Annotated in this window: 18 protein-coding genes; 3 read left to right on the top strand and 15 right to left on the bottom strand. The window is 38.5% G+C overall.

What is annotated here, in order from left to right:
• Nucleotides 1-160 precede the first annotated feature (160 nt).
• The 15 genes from AC0VYA_RS16280 to wecA all read right to left on the bottom strand — a co-directional run bounded on the left by AC0VYA_RS16280 (nucleotide 161) and on the right by wecA (nucleotide 20,001).
• Nucleotides 161-2,083, bottom strand: a complete 1,923-nt coding sequence (locus tag AC0VYA_RS16280) for a rhamnan synthesis F family protein (RefSeq protein ID WP_475488944.1) — start codon at nucleotides 2,081-2,083, stop codon at nucleotides 161-163.
• Between the two features lie 6 nt (nucleotides 2,084-2,089).
• Complete coding sequence (locus AC0VYA_RS16285) at nucleotides 2,090-3,139, bottom strand: HAD family hydrolase (RefSeq protein ID WP_475488945.1); 1,050 nt, start codon at nucleotides 3,137-3,139, stop codon at nucleotides 2,090-2,092.
• Between the two features lie 508 nt (nucleotides 3,140-3,647).
• On the bottom strand, nucleotides 3,648-6,185 hold the full coding sequence (locus AC0VYA_RS16290) for a class I SAM-dependent methyltransferase (RefSeq protein WP_475488946.1): 2,538 nt from the start codon (nucleotides 6,183-6,185) through the stop codon (nucleotides 3,648-3,650).
• An 18-nt stretch (nucleotides 6,186-6,203) separates the two neighbouring features.
• Nucleotides 6,204-9,380, bottom strand: a complete 3,177-nt coding sequence (locus AC0VYA_RS16295) for a rhamnan synthesis F family protein (protein ID WP_475488947.1) — start codon at nucleotides 9,378-9,380, stop codon at nucleotides 6,204-6,206.
• A 24-nt stretch (nucleotides 9,381-9,404) separates the two neighbouring features.
• On the bottom strand, nucleotides 9,405-10,301 hold the full coding sequence (locus AC0VYA_RS16300) for an NAD-dependent epimerase/dehydratase family protein (protein ID WP_475488948.1): 897 nt from the start codon (nucleotides 10,299-10,301) through the stop codon (nucleotides 9,405-9,407).
• The gene (rfbB, locus tag AC0VYA_RS16305) at nucleotides 10,298-11,380 is read right to left on the bottom strand and encodes a dTDP-glucose 4,6-dehydratase (protein ID WP_475488949.1); all 1,083 of its coding nucleotides are present in this window, start codon (nucleotides 11,378-11,380) and stop codon (nucleotides 10,298-10,300) included. Before rfbB ends, AC0VYA_RS16300 begins: the two co-directional genes overlap by 4 nt.
• Before the next feature lie 12 nt (nucleotides 11,381-11,392).
• The gene (rfbD, locus tag AC0VYA_RS16310) at nucleotides 11,393-12,259 is read right to left on the bottom strand and encodes a dTDP-4-dehydrorhamnose reductase (protein WP_475488950.1); all 867 of its coding nucleotides are present in this window, start codon (nucleotides 12,257-12,259) and stop codon (nucleotides 11,393-11,395) included.
• 27 nt (nucleotides 12,260-12,286) lie between these two features.
• Complete coding sequence (rfbC, locus tag AC0VYA_RS16315; RefSeq protein WP_475488951.1) at nucleotides 12,287-12,835, bottom strand: dTDP-4-dehydrorhamnose 3,5-epimerase; 549 nt, start codon at nucleotides 12,833-12,835, stop codon at nucleotides 12,287-12,289.
• A 1-nt stretch (nucleotide 12,836) separates the two neighbouring features.
• Nucleotides 12,837-13,718, bottom strand: a complete 882-nt coding sequence (gene rfbA / locus AC0VYA_RS16320) for a glucose-1-phosphate thymidylyltransferase RfbA (protein ID WP_475488952.1) — start codon at nucleotides 13,716-13,718, stop codon at nucleotides 12,837-12,839.
• 83 nt (nucleotides 13,719-13,801) lie between these two features.
• Nucleotides 13,802-15,253 (bottom strand): KpsE/RkpR family capsule polysaccharide export protein, encoded by a 1,452-nt coding sequence (locus AC0VYA_RS16325; protein ID WP_475488953.1) that lies wholly within the window; start codon nucleotides 15,251-15,253, stop codon nucleotides 13,802-13,804.
• A 2-nt stretch (nucleotides 15,254-15,255) separates the two neighbouring features.
• On the bottom strand, nucleotides 15,256-15,906 hold the full coding sequence (locus AC0VYA_RS16330; protein ID WP_475488954.1) for an ABC transporter ATP-binding protein: 651 nt from the start codon (nucleotides 15,904-15,906) through the stop codon (nucleotides 15,256-15,258).
• On the bottom strand, nucleotides 15,903-16,688 hold the full coding sequence (locus AC0VYA_RS16335) for an ABC transporter permease (RefSeq protein ID WP_475488955.1): 786 nt from the start codon (nucleotides 16,686-16,688) through the stop codon (nucleotides 15,903-15,905). The genes AC0VYA_RS16330 and AC0VYA_RS16335 overlap by 4 nt, the downstream gene beginning before the upstream one ends.
• Nucleotides 16,689-16,707: 19 nt before the next feature.
• Complete coding sequence (locus tag AC0VYA_RS16340; RefSeq protein ID WP_475488956.1) at nucleotides 16,708-18,468, bottom strand: polysaccharide biosynthesis/export family protein; 1,761 nt, start codon at nucleotides 18,466-18,468, stop codon at nucleotides 16,708-16,710.
• Entirely contained in the window at nucleotides 18,468-18,827 is a 360-nt protein-coding gene (locus AC0VYA_RS16345; RefSeq protein WP_475488957.1) for a hypothetical protein, read from the bottom strand. The genes AC0VYA_RS16340 and AC0VYA_RS16345 overlap by 1 nt, the downstream gene beginning before the upstream one ends.
• 109 nt (nucleotides 18,828-18,936) lie before the next feature.
• The gene (gene wecA / locus AC0VYA_RS16350) at nucleotides 18,937-20,001 is read right to left on the bottom strand and encodes a UDP-N-acetylglucosamine--undecaprenyl-phosphate N-acetylglucosaminephosphotransferase (RefSeq protein ID WP_475488958.1); all 1,065 of its coding nucleotides are present in this window, start codon (nucleotides 19,999-20,001) and stop codon (nucleotides 18,937-18,939) included.
• Between the two features lie 554 nt (nucleotides 20,002-20,555).
• Between wecA and AC0VYA_RS16355 the strand changes: the two genes are divergently transcribed.
• The 3 genes from AC0VYA_RS16355 (at nucleotide 20,556) to galE (ending at nucleotide 23,500) form a co-directional block, all read left to right on the top strand.
• A complete protein-coding gene (locus AC0VYA_RS16355) occupies nucleotides 20,556-22,043 on the top strand; it encodes a peptide MFS transporter (protein ID WP_475488959.1) in 1,488 nt (495 codons plus the stop codon).
• A gap of 136 nt (nucleotides 22,044-22,179) precedes the next feature.
• Nucleotides 22,180-22,479: a DUF6170 family protein gene (locus AC0VYA_RS16360; protein WP_475488960.1), complete on the top strand. Its 300-nt coding sequence runs from the start codon at nucleotides 22,180-22,182 to the stop codon at nucleotides 22,477-22,479.
• Between the two features lie 4 nt (nucleotides 22,480-22,483).
• A complete protein-coding gene (gene galE, locus AC0VYA_RS16365; RefSeq protein WP_475488961.1) occupies nucleotides 22,484-23,500 on the top strand; it encodes a UDP-glucose 4-epimerase GalE in 1,017 nt (338 codons plus the stop codon).
• The last annotated feature ends 119 nt before the right edge of the window (nucleotides 23,501-23,619 follow it).

Raw genomic sequence — 23,619 nt, forward strand, 5'->3', positions numbered from 1 at the left:
TTGCATTTAAATCATGATATAACCGCTTACTAGAATGTAGTTCAAGAATATTTTTTACTTAAACGACAAGTAACCTTGGCATATCTATCATAATAAAGTGGTGCAGCAAGTTCTATGTGGTCGAAAAATAAAAGAAAATTAATCGTCAGTACTGTGAAAACTATTCACCAAAAAATGGATAGCGCCCGCAGTTTGATATCAATCCCCCCCACTTTAAAATTTCGTTTTCATTCAGAGGGTTAGTCAATACAACAGGATAGCCTGCTGCCTGCCACTTGTCTTTCGGATGAAGAATATGCATATTGGATAAACCGAAATCACCACATATTTGCGCGTCAGAACGCACACTGTCACCAACATGTATATGTGATTTCCCTAAAGCAGCGATGTTATCTTTAACATATTGCCACATCGCACCTGCGTCTTTGCGCATTCCCAAATCGCTCGAAACAAGAAGTTTAAAAGGAATGTTAAGACCTATTTTTCGCAACATTCGCTCGACCTGTGCATGTGTATAATAAATATCAGTGATAAACCAAATATCACGGCCCGAATCGCTTAATCGATTAACAACACTGACCATTTCATCTTTCGGCTTAATCATGTCTAAATCTAACTCAAATTCTAAGTCTAGATACTGGCACTTATCATTTTCATTCCAACTGAGGCCTTCTGCTAACGCGTCGTATACTTCGGTAATGGAGACATCACCTTTAAATGATTTTGCCTCTCTGAGCGATAACTCCGCGCTGTTGCGAGCGGCTATAAATGCATCAGGGCTGTCAAATACTCCTTTATCAGCAAGGATTTTTCCAAGTTTCAGTTTGGCATAATCAGGCTCGGTAAAAGCTCTACGTAGCATGGTGTCGAAAATATCAAATGTTACTATCTCGAAATTGCTAAGTTCATTTAAGAGTTGTTCGGGGTGCTTATGATATTGTGCGAATATCTGGGATTTATCTAACGTAAAACGCCCGGCAGGAGGATAATAAAAGAACTGCTTGTATCCTTGCTTTTCACTTAACAAGCCTATCGAACGCTCTAGCGCATGTAACCATGAGCCATCATTAGGCAGTGGCTCTTCAGGGAAGTCCTCGTATGAGAACGATTGAGATAATAGAGGTGCTAACGCATCAGGCCGAGCCCAAAACATCCCACCTACAGGATAATTTACAAAATCTTGCGATATATCTATGCCCCAACTTTCAACAAAATCTGCGGCGAAACTTTTGTTACACGTCCAATGATTTACCCATGATGGCATCATCCAAAATGACGTCGGATAATACATGCCAAAATCTGGGTTTTTAGCAAATAAACGTAAAATCGACTTAACGGTGTGGTTGTCTTTCAATAAGTATTGATTTAAATAGTCAAACCACTGTGTTTGTTCGCGACCTGAATACAATGATTTTTTAGAATGCAAATGGCACATCAAATCATACTGAAGTAGCTCTTTGCCAAACTCAACCAACATAGGACCAAAATTTCGACCTCTATTTGGGGTTACAACTACCTTCAATTTATTCACTGTGCCCAATTGAGAAAAATGCTTATTTGCCTTATCAGCAATCTCACCTGTTGAAGCGGCAACAAAAACATCAATATTGATTGGGAATGTCCTTAGGCATTCAGCAAATTTTTCTATAAAGTCTGAATAAAATACATGCAAACATATTGCAACTTTTTGCTGACGCCAAGTCCTGGATTCTTCTGGTATTAACTCGTCGACCGGGTCCCAACGTGATAAAGCATGGGATGATATGCGCCCTTCATTGCGACCGTGATTCATAAAATGAACCAAAGGGCTTATTCCTGCATGATAGATATCGACGTTAGCTCTGAGATAAGTTTCAGTATCAAATAAAGCTGAGGGGTTTACATTAGCAAATTTAGATTTGTGCAAATAATCTTCAAACGCTCTAAGAGGATGGGAAAAGTTGCCGTAATGCGCTTCATACCACTCAAGATTAAATAACCCCTCCCTAGTAGCCTGCTTAAACGCTTTACTAACTTGCCGTTTCGTTTGAAGTTCGAATCTATATTGTGCGTTTCTAATTTTACTTTTTATCTTGTCAAGCATTTTTTACTACAGTCCAAAAAAAGTTATTGGATTAACATTGGGATTACCCGAAATAGCATCATCTACATCAAACATCGGCCAGGTCGCACTAGGCAGCATATTACGTTTAGTTGCGTATTGGGCAAATAGCATTTCTATTTCGCCAGTCGAAAAACGAATGTTATTTTCAAATGCTAATTCAACAAAATCTATTGCCCCCTCAAAAATCGTCGAGAGATCTTGAAAATTATTTTGCGCATAAGCTTTTCTTGCGAAGGTGAAATTGAACGAACCATCCACTTTACTCTTGTGTATATCAATGAATTGGCCTTGAGGAGCTGTTAGTAGGCCTTCAAGAAATAAAGATCGGTCTAACATCAGGTACCCCTCCCCCATATTAACACCCGATTTGAATGCCCCATTCATGTTCACCTCATTATTGCGTATCGATTGCGTTCCAGATTTGGTCGCGATGAAATACATCCCATGAGTATCCGTTTCAACAATACTAGTCAATAGTTTCTGAATTGTCCCTGAGTATCCCACATCCAAAAAGAGTGGATTTTTGGCCTTGGTTAAACCTGTTGACTGCAAGTATTCTTTATAAATCTCAAGAGGTCCGCGTGTTATGCGTTCTAAATGACCCGATGCACCGAGCAGCAATGCTTTGACATCATTCTTCTGGTCAGGTAGCTCCCATTTACGCATTAATGCATCTTCATTAAAGAGTTTTTCGACATCTCGTTCAGTTAAGCCAAACCGCCTTATTAATAAAACTTTAAGTGAACCAGAAAAACCATGAGACAACGAATAATCCAAGAAAAAGGTATCATTCATTCCAAGTCGAAATAAAAAAGATCGAGATGCATAGATATAGCTTGAGTCTATTTTAAGCATAAAAGCTTTCGAAACGAGACGCTTATAAATACGTTGAAATAAATATCCTTCACGGGCCAGAAAACCTAAATAATCTATATTGTTTTGCAAACAGTATGTGCGGATGTTGAAAAAATATTCACTGCAAATGGGACCAAGAAAATTATAGCCAAATTCATACAACGACGTGCTTTTGTTCATGGGAAGACTTATTATCCATCTTTTAGGAGTAAAGCAGATCTATCACCAATAAAAAATATTTTCATTGGCACCTCGACCTCAAGAAATACAATTGTAATGGTATTACACCATTGAAGTAAATGTTTAAGGTGACATAGCTATAATTTTATTCGCAACAGTGGCTCATAATATACGAGCAGACACTTTAGTACGTAACTAAAAGGATATGGCAGTCGCGCATCAATGGGCGACGTTGGGGCTTGAAGGGGTAACGCATTAGTTGAGCGATTTTCCGGGAGTTTAAAACTCGATTAGATGTTAAAAACAGCTTAACCCACTCGTGAACATATGAAGTAAGATATGGCTGACTATATGATATATTACAACCTAGGTCGGTAACATACGGCAAATGGCAATATGTCACCGATTAAATATGAAATATATGAAAAAAGTGTTCGATTGCAGTTTACCAGTACAGGCGGATACTTGTCAGATTTTTGTAAAATAAGGAATCATAAAATACATTAAATCACAAGTTATGATTCAATTTTTTGATGCACATAAAAGTATCAAACTCATCGATTAATTTATATTGTTTAGATGATAATAGCTCCATAACACACTTGTATGGCCCATCATCTTTGACACCCGTATCATCGAAAATTATCACACCATTTTTAACAACTTTTGGTAGCCAAACAGCAAGGTCTCTTTTTACTCCTTCGTATGAATGATCGCCATCAATCCAAAGTAACCCTACATTTTCATTGAAGTCATTCAGATCTTCACTAGATAAATTAACTAAATTGACATTTTGATATGCATGAGTCTTTAACATGGTTTGATAGAAAGCTTTTCTATCTTCAGGTCCAAAAACACCGCCATAAATACCGACAAAACTTTTATGGGGTTCAACAGAATACACCTGATTATTACTACCTAATTTCGCACCAATTGACAGTGCTGTTGCAGTTCGCCCTCGGTAAGCCCCAACCTCAACAATAGTATGCTCTATACTTGTAGACATTGCACTGTCACATAAATACTTAAATTTTGAAAATTCAGCCATTCCTTCTGTTTTGGTCATCATTTTATACAAAAAGTGCGCATAAGATTTATTTTTCATATCGGGTAAGTGACTATTATCAAAGTCATAACCTAGAAAATCGATATCTTCTGCATAGACATCTGCAAGTATTGCTTCTGACTCTTTATCGAACTCATCTTTATAACTAGGATGTAGAGTTGTATTAGATTTTATTAGGTTTACTTCTTTACCGACTAAATTTGCTACATTTTGGATGTCTTCGTTTAAAGTTTCAAAGTATCCTAAATAGTCAACTCCCAAATCACCCCGTAAGTCAACTAGTAATTTTTTTTGGGGCATAAAGTGTAAACAATTGGTAAACGCCTCAGCCATGAGAGTGCTTGATAGAAGTTCTTTAGGTGATTGATAAGGTAAAAGCTTTTGTTGCCACAAAAAGTCATGTGTGTTGTCTAAGCCTCCTTTTTTTAAAAAGTGGAATGCTGAAACAAATCTATCCCATGGGTTTCTGACGATTGCAAAAGAAAAATAATTGCCTATATCACCTCCTATTTCATGTATATAATCCGAAAGTGATTTATGACCAGCTCCCAAATTACCATAGAACGCTTTACATATAGATAATCCTGCAGATTTTGGTATATGAATGAATATTTCATTAAATAACAAATGATTATAAAAAACAAAAGAGCCGTTTTTATTAGGTATTGTTATCATTTTAGTTTCAATAAAAGTAGAACCATGGTAAAAATCTAATTTATTTACTTGATTACTTTGGCAATGAATACTTAGAGGGAATGAGAAAGCTAACTTACCATCCCCCACACCTATGCCTTTCAAATCTTCTCGATAATTGTTAGAAATAATACTTTTTAAGTACCTTCCGTTTATATATAAGTCTAACGTTACTTTAGCAGCAGGGTTATTTTTATCCATAGCCCAACCATAAATTGAATCACCATCAAACAACCCAACATTCAATAATATTTCATTTTTAGAAATAAGAAAATTTTGATGGATAAAACTTGAATATTTTATGCCCGTTTGTGATTCTATATAGCTAACAAATTCAGTATTGTCTGACAAAGTTAAAAGTTTTTGGCGTTCTTGCGAAGTAATTTCAAATGTGTTGAGACAACTGTAAGTTGATTTTTTACGATCTTGCAAATCATAAAGTAAGTGTTCAACTCTATCAGCCATCCATTGAAAATCACTTGTTTGAGTCCTAAAAGCAAACTCAATGGAAGTTGCAGGTAATCTAAAAGCCGACGAGTTTATTTCAGATAAGACAGATTCGAGTAAAGATATATTATAATGTTCATTGTTATTTTTTTCCCTAACCCGTTGAAAAGTATACAAAAATAAAACTGCCAATTGGCTTAAAGTCTCATTATTACGCTTATAGGCCAATTCAGGCAGTGAGTTTCTTTTGCAAAAATCAAAAACCACATCTTCACGATGCAAACTTTTTTTGTCAAATAATATATATTCAACGTCATTAAAAACAGTTTCAAATTTTTCTAATTTATCTTTATACCGAGGAAAGTACTCCTCACTCTCAAATGATATTTCATGAGTTTTTACAATTTGTTGAAAGGCACTGCTCATAAAAGAAATTGGCTCTCTTACGTAGGCAATTACCTCTATTTTATCTACATACTTTAATAAAGTTTCCTTGAAATTAAACAATTCTTTTTCACTTAACTTCACTAGGCTTTCTGCTGAAAAGATAATGGTGGTGTATTTCTTCTCAAGATTTGAAAAAAGTAGATTTTTATAATAATCAGTATTTTCGTTTATCTTTTCAGTAGAGCCAGAATTATCTAATAACTCATTGTCCTGAGTTGGATTATCTAACAACGCATATAATAGTGGGCCGCTATGATTTGGGGTTTTAAAGTCGGCATAAATGATATCATTTGGTAGTTTTTGGAAACTGTTATAAAGGTAAGTTTGTAATGAAGAGCTTCCTGTCTTATGCATTCCAATATGCAAAATACACTTTTTATTAATATTCATCATTCATTAGCCTTAATATAATTACCAAATTAAATTTTTAGAAACTGACTTGAGGTCATATTGAGTGTTTAAGCAAACTTGAGACAAAACTCTCTCTACCGCATGCATATAACTACCATCATTGGGTAGCGGCTCTGGTTCAATAAAGTCTTCCCAGTCTAATTCAAACAATGGTGCTATAGCTCTTGATCTTGCCCAGAACATTGTTCCCAAAGGAAATATATTGGCAAATTGCATTTTCTCTATTTTCATTGCTTCACACAGCGTATCCGCGAACGTTTGATTTTCGCCCATATCAACACAATGCCTATCTTCGGGTATAACTAACCCTGTTGTTTTATCATTGAATGCAGCTAAAACTTGGTTTACATTGTTTTTATCACCAATCAGTGATTCAAGTAAAAATGTTCGCCAATCATCACCGGAAAAATCTTTAGCCTCATTAGATACCTCTGCAGATTTTTTACTATGAAAGTGCCCAATAATTTCATAGCATCCTTGGTGAATTTCTTCTTTAAGCCCTTTAAAAAGCGGAAGTACATCTCGCCCTACGTTATCTACCAGCTTAAGTACTACAGCATTTGCACCACAAGATGAAAACTTGTCTTTTATCACCTGTGTATCTGAAGCATTAACATGCGTGATAAACAAATCAAAATCACCCGGTAAGTTAGAGAAGTATGATGAAAACTCCTCAGCCAGTTCACAGTAATACAAATGCAAGTGTACTGCATATTTGAAATTTACATGAGTTGTACTAACATCAAGTTTATCGCTATCGTGTAGCATTAAACAATTATGCGTTATAGGTTTACTATTTTTTTTCAGTGCTTCATAAAGAGGTATTTGGTAAATATTACCTTCACCTTCTGTTGCTAACCAATGTTTTTCATTAAAGCCGTGTTTTGGATTAAATAAGTGTACCCCCTTCAGTGCTAATTGGGTGTATAAATTCAAGGCTGTAGGTTCGTCAGCGCCCGTACCAAAATATGCATAATCAAATTCCCCTGACTCTTTGATTAGCTGTTTAGCTATAATAACTTCTTTCCTAAACCTGCAGGCTTCATCAATTACTTTTTCTAAAAACTGTAAATATTCATCAAAACATAGATGCTTATTAACAATTTCCCTGTTAACTTTTAACTTGCTTTTCACTTTTAGTTGCAGAGCAATACCTTCAGCTAACTTGTGTGTATCAAGATAATCTACAATGGTACAGTCAGCTTGGTGGTTCTTCATGAATTCAGCACAACCAGTACTTCCTTCGAAACAAGCTACATGGACATTTTCTTGTAAAGCATCTATAACAACATTAGGAAAAGGATCTAATCTTGAAGTCATGGCAAAAACATCGGTGATTGCAAGAATGTTATCAAGATTTTTTTGATGTTCTAAAAATACAACATCATCATTTAACCCAGATTTTTCTATTTGAGTTTGTACCCAGTTTGAATAGGCAAAATCTGAATCAGGTTCATAGCCAGCACCCACCCAAACGAATTTACAATTGCCTTCATAACTGTCTTTCACTTGCTTTGCCATGGAAATAAATAAGTCAACTCCCTTTCTAATTTGTACATATCCTGCACCTAGAATTATTTTAGTGTCATCTCTATTTTTTATGCCTAGTTTTTTATATAAGACATCTATAGAGTCTATATCGCCATGCCCTTCAGGAATAAAAGGAAGCTTACCCTGAGGCTTTATTCTAATATGGTTTGGCTCTTCTTTTACTTTGTCTAATTCTCTAAACTCTTTAAGAATTGAATCTTTAATAATAGAAGCAGGAACGATCACCCTGTCGGCGAAATAAGACGTATGAAGTATTCTACCTTTCCAGTAATATTCTGAAAATTCATGTACTAAAGAAACAGTTGGAATATCTAGTTCATTTGCAGCTTGTAACAAAGGAAATGTTTCTGCTGAGTTACAAATAATTGCTTTGATAGGATATTTTCTTTTTAACCCGTTCAAAACTATCCTAGCAATGCCTGGCCCATTACCTTGTAAATCACTAACTAGTAAGAAACATGCCTCAGTAAATGCTGCATGCAATTGTCTCTCCTTAATTAAGATATTGATAACATTATATTTTTCTTTAAATTGATCACTTATATTGTAACCAACAAGAGGGGCTCCGGTGGCTGAAGATTCATGACAAACTACAATTAAAGTCTCCAGTTTTTCATTATATTTTTTTCCACCATTGACAATATGTTGCTCAAAATCAAAAAAACCAACACGTCCCTCAGATTTACCGTATAAAGCATAATGATAAAGAGGGTTTACTTTACTTAATTTTATGTCTGGGTATTGTTCTAAGTATAGAGACGTAATAAAAAAACCAGGGAGTATCAAGTCCCGTTCAGTCCAATAGAGAATGTAATGTAACAATGGTGAATCTAACTGTTCTTCAGTTGAAATACCATTAAAGTCGTAATAGTCAGACCAGGACAAATTAATATTGTTTAAATGCTCAAATTCATGGAGTTGAGTAGCGTTTAAATCATCGATACTTAACGGTTTGTTATTTTTCGATTCAATATTGGGATGGCGGCCTTCCCCAACGCCTGATGTTAAATAATGAACTAAAGGGTTAATGCCTGAGTCGAGAACGTCTTCATATTCTGAAAGATAAAAGCCAGTATCAAAGACACCTTCAAATAATGGTCTATCTACCATCCAATTATTTATATAATGGACTATTGCTATCGATTTTTCTTCAACCCCATATTTTTTACCATATTCTGACCATTCTATATTGGAGCTTTCCAAAACAAAATACTCATGTGCTTTATGTTTTTCGTTAAAAATTTCAGAAGCATGCAAACTTTCAGCAACAGCGTTTTCTATTTCTTCTATTTCTTCTATTTCTTCTATTTCTTCTATTTCTTCTATTTCTTCTATTTCTTCAGAGAATGGTCTACGGCCTTCACTGATACCATAATTCAGATAATGCACCAGTGGATTCATACCAAGTTCAATAACATCCGGATAATTATCAATATAAAAACCACTGTCAATTATACCAGGGAGTATTAGTCTAAATTCTACTGCATATAAAATAAAAAACAGTTCATATTCTAGTATGGAATCAATTTTATTATATTCATAAAAATTTTTCCAATCAATATCTAACGCTTTAATAAAGTAATATTCGCTTTTATGGATATCGCTTAAATTTTCAAAGGTATTCATTTCAGTATTTTCATTCCATTGGAGCTATTTCGACAATAACTTTTTATAAATATAATCTTCAGATGTTTTTAATTCTTTAGGCAAAATACCTAGAGCTTTTATTTTTGAAACATCTAGTATATTTTTACGGACATCATAGTCACTTGCTATAAAATCGCACTTATAAGTAAACTGAGGAATCAATTTTTTAGTATAAATTAGTAAATCAGATAATGATTTTGAATGACCAGAGGCAACATTAAAAATTTCTATAGGATTATTCGTTTCGAACAATAATATGTTGACTACAACTTCAGCCATATCTGATGAGTGAATAAAATCTCTATAGTGACCATGGTCTTTAAATGTATTAAATATACCACCTGTTTTGACAGTATTTATTAAAACATCAATAAAACCATGCTTTGTATAAACCTCATTTCCAAAAGGATTAGACAACCTGGCACATTTGTAACTAAAACCAGATTCATAAGCTTGCTTCTCGTATAAAGACTCTTCTATAGTTTTTGCTCTACCATACCAGGAAATTGGTAACAGCAAACTATCCTCTTTAAAAGGTTCATCTATATATTCGCCATAAACCGTACCAGCTGATGATATATGCAATAGAGTATCTACTTTAGAGTTCCGTAAAATTAGATTTAGCTTCTGAATACTTTCCCAAAACTGATAAAAAACCAATTTCGTATCTGATTCAAAGTCTTTAGGTTTGTAAGACCCCATAGCGTTAATTACACAAGAATAATCAGTAATCAATTCACTAATCTTATCTCTGTCATCTAGGCTAGCTTGTATAAACTTGGGGTGATCATTTGCATTCCTTGAAACACCTACCCAATCAATACCAGCTATTTCTAATCTTGAAATGATAGCACTACCCACGAAACCACTGGCGCCTAGAACGCATACTTTGGGAGTCACAGTAGCTTTTCCCACCAATTAGAGCTATCTAAATACCACTCAATTGTTTTATGAATTCCTGTTTCGAAAGATTCAACAGGTGTATAACCTAACTCGTCATTGGTCTTAGTTGCATCAATCGCATAGCGCCAATCGTGTCCAGCTCGGTCTTCTACAAATGCGATCAGAGATTCTGCTCTGTTATCTATAGCACTTTTAGCTAATGGATATTTAGCGACAAGTTCATCGTTATTTTGGAATTTATCGTTAAGTAATTTACATACCAGTTTTACAATATCGATATTTGCCCATTCGTTATGGCCACCAATATTGTAATTTTCACCTAAACGGCCTTTGCTCAATACCAATTCGATGCCGCGGGCGTGATCTTCTACAAATAACCAATCACGGATCTGCTGACCGTCGCCGTACACAGGTAAAGCTTTATCAAAAAGAATGTTAGTGATAACTAACGGGATAAGCTTCTCTGGAAAATGATATGGCCCATAATTATTCGAACAGTTCGAAGTGGTCACTTCTAAACCATAAGTATGGTGATAGGCACGCACTAAATGGTCGCTGGCCGCTTTTGAAGCTGAGTAGGGTGAGTTTGGTGCGTAGGCGGTTTCTTCAGTAAATGCAGGATCGTTTGGTCCTAACTCACCGTATACTTCATCGGTAGAAACATGATGAAAACGATGTTTCAAAGGTTCTTTCCCTTTGGCTCGAGGAAGGTCAATCCACACTTTCTTTGCGGCTTTAAGTAAACTATATGTACCAATAATATTCGTCTCAATGAACGCATCTGGACTAGTAATAGAACGGTCTACATGAGATTCGGCGGCAAAATGTACGATAGTATCTACTTGATATTCAGTCAACAGTGACTCCACCAATGCCGTTTCACAAATATCGCCTTTAACAAAAACAAACTTTGAATTAGGCTCTAAGGATGCTAAATTTTCTTGGTTACCCGCGTAAGTAAGTGCATCCAATACAACCACCGTATCTTCAGGATTGCTTTGCATCCAATATAATACGAAATTAGCACCAATAAAACCGGCACCTCCAGTTACAAGTAAAACTTTATTTTTATTCATATGAGAAATCTTTTAAATTTTTATAGTGGCTAGTAGTTGAATAACATTACTCAACTCTACCCGCCAATGTTTAGGTTGCAATCCATCGAACGCAGTCTTTAGTGTTGCTTTATCTAGCACACTATAGCTTGGTCTTTTAGCCGGTGTTGGGTAGGCAGATGTTGGAATTGGGTTAACTGAAATAGCTTCTTTTAATAGTCCATGTTGGATACCAATTTCTTGAATTGCTAATGCAAAGTCATACCAACTACATACTCCTGAATCAGTAAAGTGATGTAGTCCGGTTACATTATTTTCAACAGCATATAAACAGGCTTTAGCTAGTGCACTTGCAGAAGTAGGTGAACCAATTTGGTCATCAATAATAGCTAATTCGGTTTTTTCGGTCATCAACCGCAGCATAGTCTTTACAAAGTTAGTACCAAACTGCGAATATACCCAGCTAGTTCGGATAATACAGCTCACTTTTGATGCGTGCTTCTCGATAGCTTTCTCGCCTTCAGCTTTACTGGCTCCATAAATACCAATAGGTGCATATAAATCATCGACACTATATGGTGAACCTTTATCACCAGAAAAAACATAGTCAGTGGATACATGAACAAATGGTACGTTTGTCTGACTGGCATATTTGGCTAAATTACCCACGCCCAATGTATTGATGTCATAGGCCTGTTTTTGCTCAGACTCCGCTTTATCAACAGCGGTATAGGCAGCAGCATTGATAACTCCGGAAACTGAATATTTATTTAAGATCAGATTGACACTTTCTGTATCAGTTATATCAATATTCTCGCGCCCCAAAAACACTAAGTCATCTTTTAATAGTCTTAACTCTTGCGCTAACTGACCACTTTTCCCAATAACGATAGTTGTCATCTAAACATTCCCAATGACTCGCTTAACTTATTCAAAACTAGGCGCTGAATTAAAATCTAAATCTTCTTCATCTTTTGCAGATAAGCTTGGCTTTTCACGATTAACAAGAGGCCAATCAATACCAATTGTTTCATCGTCATAGCGGTTGGATACTTCTGATTTTGGGTGATAATAGTCAGTGCAGCGGTAACCGAACTCAGCAAACTCGGAAGTGACATAAAACCCGTGAGCAAAACCTACAGGCACCCACAATTGAAGTTTATTTTCAGCTGATAATGATACTCCAACGCTTTTACCAAATGTAGGTGAGGATTTACGCATGTCCACAGCGACGTCGTACACTTCGCCGCTTATCACTCGTACTAATTTACCTTGAGTATGTTCTAGTTGATAATGTAGAACACGAAGAATGCCGTGTTTTGATTTACTGTGGTTATCTTGCACGAATTCAACATTTGCCACATTTTTTTTGAGCCAATCATCTCTATACGTTTCCATGAAAAAGCTTCGCTCATCGCCATAGAAGGTGGGTTCGATAATTTTCACATCTGGAATGCTTGTTGGTTGTAAATTCAACTTATTTCACTTTTTCAGTTAAAAGCTTATTAAGATATTTGCCATAACCACTTTTTATCAGAGGTTTTGCCAACTTCTTAAGCTCTACTGCACTAATGAACCCTTTTCGATAAGCTATTTCTTCAGGACAACATATTTTCAAACCTTGGCGCTTTTCGATCGCAGCTATAAAGTTTGATGCTTCAAGCAAACTATCTATCGTACCTGTATCTAACCAAGCAGAACCTCGTCCCATCAATTCCACTCGTAAGTTTCCTTGCTCTAAATATAGGTTGTTGAGGTCAGTTATCTCTAATTCACCACGTATTGATGGTTTTACCTTTTTAGCTAATTTAACAACCTGATTATCGTAAAAATATAAACCAGTAACTGCATAGTTAGATTTCGGTTTTGCAGGCTTTTCTTCGATAGACAATGCTTGCCAATCATCATCAAAATCTACCACGCCATAACGCTCAGGATCATGAACATGATATCCAAAGATTGTGGCGCCCGAACTTTGTTTATTTGCGTTGGTAAGGGAATATTGCAAATCGTGACCGTAATAAACGTTGTCACCTAAAATCAACGCACAATGATCATCTCCTATGAACTCTTCCCCTAGTAAAAATGCTTGGGCAAGGCCGTCTGGTGATGGTTGTTCGATATAGCTAAATTGAACCCCCCAAGCTTCCCCAGTACCCAACAAGGACTTAAAACGCGGCAATTCTTCAGGGGTCGATATGATTAAAATATCTCTAATACCAGCTAAAATTAAGGTGGAAATTGGATAATAAATCATTGGTTTATCATAAACCGGCATAAGCTGTTTACTTACAACTGCGGTCAAGGGATGAAGGCGTGTTCCTGAACCTCCGGCTAAAACTATTCCTTTTCTTCTCACTTTATCACCTAAATTATTATTCTAAATTACTAACTTTAATTCTATTATGTAGCTTCTAACGAACGTTATACTTGTATCCTGATTTATCGTAATTCTGCTACCGTTGCCAACAATATGCGCCCGATACCAAATATCATTAGAGTCACTGCTAAAAATAGGCTGATATTATAAAACGCTTCAGGGTATTTTGCTTCTTCAGGTATCGTCGGCGTTTCAACTGTGACTAAATACTTAAGTTGTCTATAAGCTTCTATTCTCGATTTTTCGAGGGATACCTGCGACGAAGTATAAGCTTGTAACGCAAGCTCCATGTTTATCTTGTAATCACTAAACTTGGCTAATATTTGACTCACACTCAAGTTTTTTTCATCATCTGGTAATCCTTCCATACCCGAATTTTGGCTTGTAAGACGAGAACGTTCTTTTTCAAGTTGCTGCTGCATACTTTCTAATTGCGAGCGGGCCTGGATAACTTGCGATGCGTTTTCACTCATACTACTTTTAAGGGATCTGAGCTCTGTTAGTTGTGCAGCGATTTTTCCTTCCAATTGATAAGTAATTTGTTGAAGAGCTATCCCCTCTGCTTCGGGGTCTAGAAGGTCATGGCGCCGCTGAAAGGATAGAAGTCCGGTCTTAGCCGTTTGTAATCTCTGCTCCACCTTCAAATGCTCTAACTTGACGAATTCCAATTGCTTTTTAGCAAGATTGTGTCCAATTTCGTTAATATACCACTCAGCATGGTCGACTATAGTTTTACTCATTAAATGAGCAAATGATGGTTCAAATGCCTGTACAAATATACTTACAACTTGCGATTCATCATCGATTTCGACCGTTATCTTGTCTGAGTAATAATTAAATAGACTTTCTCTACTTGCGTCATTGCTAAGCCGGCTAAAATAATCATGCTCATTGTTACTGAAATGGTCTTTAATTTTCAGCGTTTTTTCTAAGTAGTCCATCATGTCATTTGAATGAATGAAGACTTTCACCAACTCAGTGTCAGAATTTGCGCCACTAACACCAAACCCTGACATTAGGGCCATCGCAGGGTCGAGAGTGGCCATACCATCCGGTTCACGTACAATCAATCTCGCTTGGCTTTCGTATCGTGGGCTCGCTATAACTATCTGATAGAAAGAAAATAGAAAAAAAGGCGCCAAAACAAATAGCGTGAAAGGTCGTTTAAATTTTGAAAATTGAGGATGAGAAAACACACCTGCAATTTGTTCTTTGAGGCTCTGAGCGTTATTTAGCAATCGTGCACTTTTTGATTCACGAGACGATGTCATGGCGAGTGCTGGAGTCTCTTCTAATGCTTGTTTTTGCAATTCAGTTAGTCGATGCTGATTTTGTTCTGTAGGGTTAAGGTTCTTGACTCGTTGCATAAGCCTAAACGCAAGTGCAATATCCTCTGGAGCAAGCTCTTCAACTCGAGCAATCAAGTAATGCCAATCTGACCACTGCTCAGCAGACAAGGATGCCCGCAATACTCGAAACCTCTCTTCTAACTCTAATTGAGCCCGTTGGGTCATATTTATAATGCCTGATATTGTTTGATCCCTTGCTCGAGATCGTTATAAAAAGTTAATTCACCTTTGTGCAGCACTATTGCACTGTCACAAAATTGTCTAATTTCATCCATTTCATGGCTCACCATAATCACATTCGCAATTTCACTGCGCTCTAATAATGCTTCTTTAGCTTTTTTCCGAAATTTAGCATCGCCAACGGATGTCACTTCATCAATTAAGTAAACGTCAAAATCGATTGCAATTGAGCATGCGAATGCCAATCGAGGCTTCATGCCACTTGAGTAGGTTTTTACTGGCAAATTAAATTTTTCGCCTAATTCCGCGAACTCCTTTACACGCTTGACGTAAGTATCTAAATCTGCGACACCGTTCACTTTTCCGATAAAACGGGTATTTTCGCGACCCGTCATCTGTTGATGTATACCTGTGGTTAGTGCTACTGGCCAAGACAGACTTAGATCCGTGATAATTTTGCCTCTGTTAGGATATTCACTTCCGGCTAATAATCGAAATAGAGTAGACTTACCGGCCCCATTTGAGCCCAAAATACCGATATTATGGCCTGAGGGAATATCAAATGTGAGGTTTTTAAAAATATACTGCTTCCCTAAACGCGAAGGATAATATTTTGTGACGTTCTCTAGCCTTATCATCGGCTTATCGCCTGTTTCCATGAAACATGGTATATGGCGAGTGCAGCAAAAGAAAATAATAAAACACTGCTGCTGAGATATTGTAAGCTAACCCCTTCATGTCCATAAGTAGAGTGAAGTGAATATCGCGCTAATTCTATGGCATGCAATACAGGATTCCAATCTAGATAATGCCAATATTCTCGGGAAAAATCTTGTAGTGAAAAAAATATGCCTGATATGAAAAATAAGGGTCTAGTCAATAAATCTTTTATCTTGCTTATTTCTTGTATAAACATTTCCGCTATACCGAATAGTAAACCTAATGACACTGCGAAAAGCCACAACTGAAAAAAACAAGCTAGGAACAACAAAGGGTTGGAAACCTTTAAATCCATACCCATGAAATACATTATTACCATAATACCAGTAATAACGAAGATCTTTACCAATAGTTCAAAAAGCGCTCCAGCTAATACGGCGCTAATGGGTTGTACTTGCCTGAAAGCGAATAACGCCTTGTTCCTTATTATTGCGCGGGACGAACCATTCATGGTTTGCAAAAAACTTTGAATAAACAAAATCCCTATCGCCATAAAGGTGAAAGTCGGTATCGTATGGGTTTCTTCACCACCTAAGCGCCCACGTATAAATGATAGAACAAAAATAAAAATGACAGGATTGAAAATAGCCCAACTCAAACCAAACTTATCATTAAAACCAGTCCGAATTTCACGAGCAAAAAGAGCAAATATAACATCGCGCCATATTTGCCATTTATTACGTTTTAATACAGTCGTCATTAAATTTCGTCGACCACTTCTAATCTCTTGCTACGTTTGCAGCAATTGCGATTTGATAAATTATTTGAGTAATGTCTTTGACAGATTGCAGTAACTTAGTATCGACTTTCGGCAAGACTAATATTTGGTCCCCAGGAGCAAGCTCGCTACCATTTTCACTACTAAACCATAAATTATTATCGCTAGACATGAAGCTGGTCAGTCCGTTGGCGTGAACGATAGCAATGCGCTCGTCATCTGCTCTGTCACTAAAGCCCCCTGACCAAGCTACATAGTCTGTTAACTTGGCATCAGGATTGTACACAATCGCTTGTGGCATAAGCACTTCACCTGAGACTTGAATTAAGTCGGTTTGCGCTGGAATAATGATTTCATCCCCTTGCTCTAGTCTGATATTTGCAACTTTACCATTTTCAGCAACAATTACTTTGCCCAGCGGCTCGACTTGACGTGCTCTTGCAACAAACTGGGTCACCAGCTCCGCTTCTTGCGCTCTTATAGATGCCTCACCACTACTTGAAGCTGGGGCGGTAAAGATACTGCGCTCTAGTCGCTGTAACGATTCTTCTAGTAGTTCTTTTTGCTTTTCGACTACGCTTTCACGTTTAATGTAAATCGCACCATAATTAGACTGTTCCGGGTCAACTTCAATATGGCTAAGTAAGTCTAAAAGACGTGTATTTTTTTCAACTGTATAGAAAGAGGGCCCTTTATAACTACCGGAAATTTGAACACTGATCACCTGCGGGCGAATATCATCGTTAAATAACACCGTATCGCCATCAACCATATTGAAATCAGTAAAATCATTCAAAGGCAAATACACTGACATGAAACCGCCTTCACGATTACCTGTAACGGCAACATGGCTTGTTTTAGCAAGAGGGCGGGCGTAATACATTAGATCTTTACCCGCAGAATGCATGTCCTCTAATTCAAACCTAAAAGGGTATCTTGCTGCGCCTTCAACCGTCACCATCGGGCCTTGTTCTTTCACTAAGATGACGTCTTCGTCCTTAAATGAAAACGCTTTGAGCCGTCCCTCTTTTAAAAAGTCATACAAATCGTACTCTAGTACGATTTTACCTTGGCGCATGATTTGAATATCGCGGTAACTGCCACGAAAAGGATCTATTCCTCCGGCACGCTTAAGGAAAAATAATAAAGAATCAGACGCCAAGCCCGCATATTGCCCTGGGCGCTCTACTGGGCCAGCAACAAAAACACTGATAGGGGTAGCAGTGAGAAGGTTTACATATACATTGACGTTATTCGTATAAATCGACTTTATCTTTTGAGTAACTACATTATTAACTTGATTAGCAGGCACATCTTTTACTTTTATGGGACCAACATCAGTAATAAATACGTTACCTTGATTATCCACTGTTACAACGTCAGCGCTATTGACGGCTCCCCACATTTGAACAGACAATTTATCACCAGGGGCAACCAAGTAAGCGCTATTTAATCCGTCACTGCGCTCGGACTCAAACCCACCGTCGAATAAGTTAGCCCCAAACGGAGCAGGTAGTCCGGCTTCTTCATCAGATAATGGCCTAGCGTTTTTGCTATTGGGCACGTTTACATTCGAACCCCGTCCTGTGCTATTGCCGTTTGATTGAATGTATTGTGATACATCGACCTGCTGATTTTGAGCAGCAGCTTCACGCGCTTGGCGCATCTGCTCTTGGGAAACATTCTGCTGCGCATAGGTAACAGAAGAAAGTAGGATTAATAAGGTGCTGAAAACTGTGAACAATAAGGGTTTAACATTCATTACGGCTTAACCTCACTGATGTTTTCATTGTACGTGGAGATCACTGACTTGACTCGATACCACTGTTTTAAAGCATTCTGACAAAACAGATACTGCCGGCTATATTGTGTTTCAGCTGAGCGACAAATAACCCCACTCGCCGAAAAAAATTTAGGACCGAGAATGACCGCTTGTGCATCGATCGAAATCGAAGTATCAGCACTGCTGTTTGAGAGTGAGCGTTGCATTGAATCGTCTTCTACTGGAGTGGAAACAACGTATTCATGTTCTACGAGAGGCCTACTGGCAGTAGGTTGGCTGATACTTGTACAACCTTGGAAAAGCATTACGCTCGCCAGTACATAACAATATTTATTCATACACAACATAGAGTCTAAAATTCAGTGGGTGAAGACTAACGCGAAGCAAAGCATTAGTAAAACGACTTGAGGCATTCGGGGTTAAATTTAACTACCGAACGCCTTTATTTTAAGCAGTTCGCTTATCGCGAATAAAGCGAAGAATTGTCCATATATTTTGGATCACAAAACTATAAATAACTAACAGTGCGATAAATCCACCAAACATAATTGACTCAGGCACATTAAATATTTCGCCTAATATCCCGATCGCTGCGTAACCACAACCAAGCAGTAAAATTGCCGCTAAAGCGCGGCGAGATGAAAGTCCCGCGCGCATAAAAATATTGTGTAAGTGTTGACGATCAGGGCGCAACATCGATTGCCCTTTACGTGCTCGGCGATACATGATGGCAGCCATATCCATCAACGGTAGGCCAATAATCCACGCGGCTGTAATAGGGCGCATAGCAGGGCTACTGCCTTGTGTATAATCAACCATTAGCCAAACGATGGTTAGTCCAACGAACATACTGCCGCTGTCACCCATAAAAATCTTGTTACCTTTGAACCCTTTCCAGCTGAGGTTAAACGCTAAAAAAGGAACAATCGCAGCGATAATCAACATTGGGCCCATAATGGCACTGCTGTTATTTGAGAATATCAGCAAAAACACGACGCCACTTAGCACCACTAAGCTCATACCACCGGCTAATCCGTCAATTCCATCGATCATGTTGAAGGCATTAATTACCCCCACTACGCATATCAATGTGAAAAAATAACCAAACATGCCAAGCTCTGAACTACCTGAACCCAGTATGTCGCCAACAGAACTAATATGATTCTGAGCGCTCCATGCCATTATCGCGGCAACACCAAACTGACAAATCAGACGCCCTTTGGGGCTTAGATCAAATTTGTCATCTAACATACCAAGCAACACAATAAACGCTGCAGCAGTAAAGAATAAGGAACCGTTTTTAAGCCACACGTCGGTCACAAAGCTTGCAATGAGCACAGCCATAAAAATAGCCACCCCACCGGTTAACGGTACAGTGTCACTGTGATGCTTCCGCTGATTAGGTTCATCTACAAGCCCAAGGTGATGGGCCATAGGGGTCATAACAATAAGTAGAATAAATGCGACGAAGGCCGCCGTAAATATCGGAAAAAATTCCAAATGAGCTAACATACTACTTGATAATCCTTTTCAAAGTATTGCCGAATAAACTTTTCAATCTCAACCTCAACAACACCTTTCCTGCACAAACATATATGAATCAGGCGCAAATAAGTCTTAACCTAAAGTGGGGTTGACTAATATGAACAGTTACAACACCCACTGACGAAATGCAGCGGTATATTAGCAAATCAATAACCTGTATTACCAGCATTTAAACGTTAAATTTTGTACTCGCAAATTTGGCACTGTAAATTCAACGTTTATGTCGAATTAACCTCCCTAAAATGCGCCACAATTCCGTTAATTCAAGCGAAATTCTTAAAGGTAGCAACCTTATGCAGCATATATTTTGTACCCATTTGCAGCTTAAACCGATTGGATTTTCTTGCAGAATTTACTGCCTTTCTTGTCTTCATCCCTTGGCTCTAGTATAAACGTGGCTGAAAATCGTTAACTACCGTTAGAGTAGTCGGCAAAAACAATAATCATAACCAGACTTTTAGCATCTTCATTCGTGTTTCTTTTTTAATATAAAGACGCTAACTGGGTTTACGGCAGGTATTATGACAACAAAAACAAAAGATTTTTTAGGCCAACCAGGGGGCCTTTCTACCCTATTCTTCACTGAGATGTGGGAGCGCATGAGCTACTATGGCATGCGCGCATTATTAGTACTTTTCATGACCGCGAGTATTCAAGAAGGCGGTTTAGTGATTACGGTAGCATCCGCTACTGCGATTTACGGCTTATACACTGGCGCAGTTTATTTTATGGGTTTGCCCGGCGGCTGGATAGCCGATCGCCTAATTGGCGGACAGCGAGCTGTTTGGTACGGCGGTGTGATCATCATGTGTGGTCACATAGTGTTGGCGATTCCTAACAACTCAACCTTCTTCGTTGGCTTAGTGCTAGTGGTGTTAGGCACAGGTCTACTTAAGCCAAATATCGGCGCTATGGTCGGTCAACTGTATGCAGATGACGACGATCGTCGTGATAGTGGGTACACACTTTATTATTTAGGTATCAACCTAGGTTCAATCATTGGTTACATCGTATGTGGTTATTTACAAGTTGAAATGGGCTGGCATTGGGCTTTCGGTGCAGCAGCCATTGGTATGGGTATTGGCTTAATTCAATATCGCATGACCATTCACAAATTAGACGGCGCAGGTGCACAACCTATGGTGGCCATGTCTGCGACCGCCACTAAGCGTTCTTGGCAAGTCATTGCTGTTGCCATGATCGGATTGGCCGTTGTAACGTATCTGATGATCAGCGGTCAGCTTAGTTTTGACCCTGTTACCATGGCGCAGTACGTGGCTATTGCAATTACTGTGGTGTTCTTGGCTTATTATGCCGGTGTGTTCTTTTTTGGTAATTTGGACGGCAATGAGAAACGCAGCTTAGGTGCGCTTTTCTTGGTGTGCTTAGCCTCTATCTTTTTCTGGACCGGCTTTGAGCAAGCAGGCTCATCGCTAAACTTGTTTGGCCGTGATTATACTGAGCGTATGTTAGGCGATTTCGAGATCCCGACAGCTTGGTTCCAATCCGCTAACTCGTTCTTCATCATTATTTTATCACCGTTTTTCGCGGCTTTATGGATAAACCTAGCCAAGCGCATGCTGACGCCATCATACGGCCTTAAATGTGCTGTCGGCTTAATTATTATGGCAACGGGTTTCTTGGTCATGTTCTTTGCAGCCCAAGCTGCTGCGACGGGCTTGCGCGTTGCACCCTATTGGTTAGTCGCTACTTACTTCTTACATACCGTAGGTGAATTATGCTTAAGCCCTGTTGCATTAGCTGCCGTAAGTAAGCTTTCTCCCAAACGTTTTGCTGGTCAAATGATGGGTGTTTTCGTATTAACTTATTCAATCGGGAACGTCATAGCCGGTCTGTTGGCAGGTAACTTCGATCCGAATAAAGTAGAAGATATGCCTAACCTGTATTTGCAAATTAGTTTATTCACCATTGCCATCGGTATTGTCATTTTCTTGCTGAGCTTTAAAACCAAAGCATGGGAAAAGCTTGCTGAGAACAAGCGAGCATAATGAATGCAGAGCTGGTCAACGAGCCAGCTAACAAACGTGGTTCGCCAGTGGCGAACTGATTAATAATATAATACTATAAATAGCGCCTACCTGTTTAACTTCAGCTAGGCGTTTCTTTTAGATAAGCAAGAGTGAAATGAAAATCTATTTTTCGTCTAGAGACATTCCGAGTATTGCCCATTTGCCGCTGACTGAGCGGTTAGCCGCCATTCAAATTGCTCAAAACAAACTAACAGGACCTGAAAAGCTTCTGCTCAACGTTTTAAAGTTAGCGGTGCTCTTGCCTATATTCATCCTAATATTTAGAAGCACTGAAAGCTGGTATTCACTGCTTTGGGCGGCACTGGTAGCTGCCCTTTACCCCTTAGTGCTTAGACCAATACAATATAGTCTGTGCGCGAAATACATTCCCCAAATTGACCACCAAGGAGAGTAACCCGATGCAAACAATTTTAGTAACAGGCGGCGCTGGCTACATTGGCAGCCACACGGTTTTACAATTGCTGGAAAACAACGACAAGGTCGTTGTTCTCGATAACCTATGTAACTCTTCAAAAGAGGCGTTAGCTCGCGTAGAAGAGCTAACCGGCAATCAAGTAACGTTTGTAGAGGGGGATATTCGTGATGCCAATGTGCTCGATACGCTATTTACCTCTCACAGCATTGATTCGGTTATACACTTTGCTGGGCTAAAAGCGGTCGGTGAATCGGTTGAAAAGCCATTGATGTATTACGATAACAACGTCTACGGTACCCTGGTGTTATGTGAATCTATGGCTAAGCACAATGTGAAAAGCTTGGTCTTTAGCTCTTCTGCTACGGTTTATGGCGATCCTGTTGAATTACCTCTGCATGAAGGATTACCCACTGGGCAACCGACGAACCCATACGGTCAATCCAAGTTAATGGTGGAATTGGTATTGCGGGATTTGTATAAGTCTGACAACAGTTGGAACATTGCTGTGCTGCGTTACTTCAATCCAGCAGGGGCGCATCCTTCAGGGCGTATAGGAGAAGATCCAAACGGTATTCCTAACAATTTGATGCCGTTTATCACCCAAGTGGCGACAGGGAAACGTGAATTCCTGTCAGTTTTCGGTAACGACTACGACACACCTGATGGCACTGGGGTACGTGATTACATTCACGTAGAAGATTTAGCCGCTGGCCATCTTAAGGCGCTAGACAAGCTACAAAGTGATGTTGGCTTAGTGACTTACAACTTAGGTACGGGCCAAGGCTATAGCGTAGTCGACATGGTGAAAGAGTTTGAAAAGCAAAGCGGGCAAACCATTGCTTATAAATTCGTACCTCGCCGTGAGGGTGACGTAGCAGCTTGCTACGCAGACCCAAAACTTGCCAGCGAAGCTTTAGGCTGGAAGGCAGAAAAAGGGTTGGCCGATATGTGCCGCGATTCTTGGAATTGGCAATCGAATAATCCGAACGGTTATAAGTAAAATTCAGCATTCAGTTGTAGAAGCTAAACCAATTCCTGTAAAAACAAAAAAAGCCCAATTAACCTAAGTTAATCGGGCTTTTTTTTGATGCTTATCATAGCGATTTTATTTACTTAGGA

Source organism: Paraglaciecola sp. QJM3NY_14 (genome assembly GCF_056173245.1).

What these genes read in the sequence shown, in the direction of transcription:
- AC0VYA_RS16280 (WP_475488944.1), bottom strand. Translation starts at nt 2,083, where the DNA reads ATGCTTGACAAGATAAAAAGTAAAATTAGAAACGCACAATATAGATTC.
- AC0VYA_RS16285 (WP_475488945.1), bottom strand. Translation starts at nt 3,139, where the DNA reads ATGAACAAAAGCACGTCGTTGTATGAATTTGGCTATAATTTTCTTGGT.
- AC0VYA_RS16290 (WP_475488946.1), bottom strand. Translation starts at nt 6,185, where the DNA reads ATGATGAATATTAATAAAAAGTGTATTTTGCATATTGGAATGCATAAG.
- AC0VYA_RS16295 (WP_475488947.1), bottom strand. Translation starts at nt 9,380, where the DNA reads ATGAATACCTTTGAAAATTTAAGCGATATCCATAAAAGCGAATATTAC.
- rfbB (WP_475488949.1), bottom strand. Translation starts at nt 11,380, where the DNA reads ATGAATAAAAATAAAGTTTTACTTGTAACTGGAGGTGCCGGTTTTATT.
- rfbD (WP_475488950.1), bottom strand. Translation starts at nt 12,259, where the DNA reads ATGACAACTATCGTTATTGGGAAAAGTGGTCAGTTAGCGCAAGAGTTA.
- AC0VYA_RS16325 (WP_475488953.1), bottom strand. Translation starts at nt 15,253, where the DNA reads ATGACCCAACGGGCTCAATTAGAGTTAGAAGAGAGGTTTCGAGTATTG.
- AC0VYA_RS16330 (WP_475488954.1), bottom strand. Translation starts at nt 15,906, where the DNA reads ATGATAAGGCTAGAGAACGTCACAAAATATTATCCTTCGCGTTTAGGG.
- AC0VYA_RS16335 (WP_475488955.1), bottom strand. Translation starts at nt 16,688, where the DNA reads ATGACGACTGTATTAAAACGTAATAAATGGCAAATATGGCGCGATGTT.
- AC0VYA_RS16340 (WP_475488956.1), bottom strand. Translation starts at nt 18,468, where the DNA reads ATGAATGTTAAACCCTTATTGTTCACAGTTTTCAGCACCTTATTAATC.
- AC0VYA_RS16345 (WP_475488957.1), bottom strand. Translation starts at nt 18,827, where the DNA reads ATGAATAAATATTGTTATGTACTGGCGAGCGTAATGCTTTTCCAAGGT.
- wecA (WP_475488958.1), bottom strand. Translation starts at nt 20,001, where the DNA reads ATGTTAGCTCATTTGGAATTTTTTCCGATATTTACGGCGGCCTTCGTC.
- AC0VYA_RS16355 (WP_475488959.1), top strand. Translation starts at nt 20,556, where the DNA reads ATGACAACAAAAACAAAAGATTTTTTAGGCCAACCAGGGGGCCTTTCT.
- AC0VYA_RS16360 (WP_475488960.1), top strand. Translation starts at nt 22,180, where the DNA reads ATGAAAATCTATTTTTCGTCTAGAGACATTCCGAGTATTGCCCATTTG.
- galE (WP_475488961.1), top strand. Translation starts at nt 22,484, where the DNA reads ATGCAAACAATTTTAGTAACAGGCGGCGCTGGCTACATTGGCAGCCAC.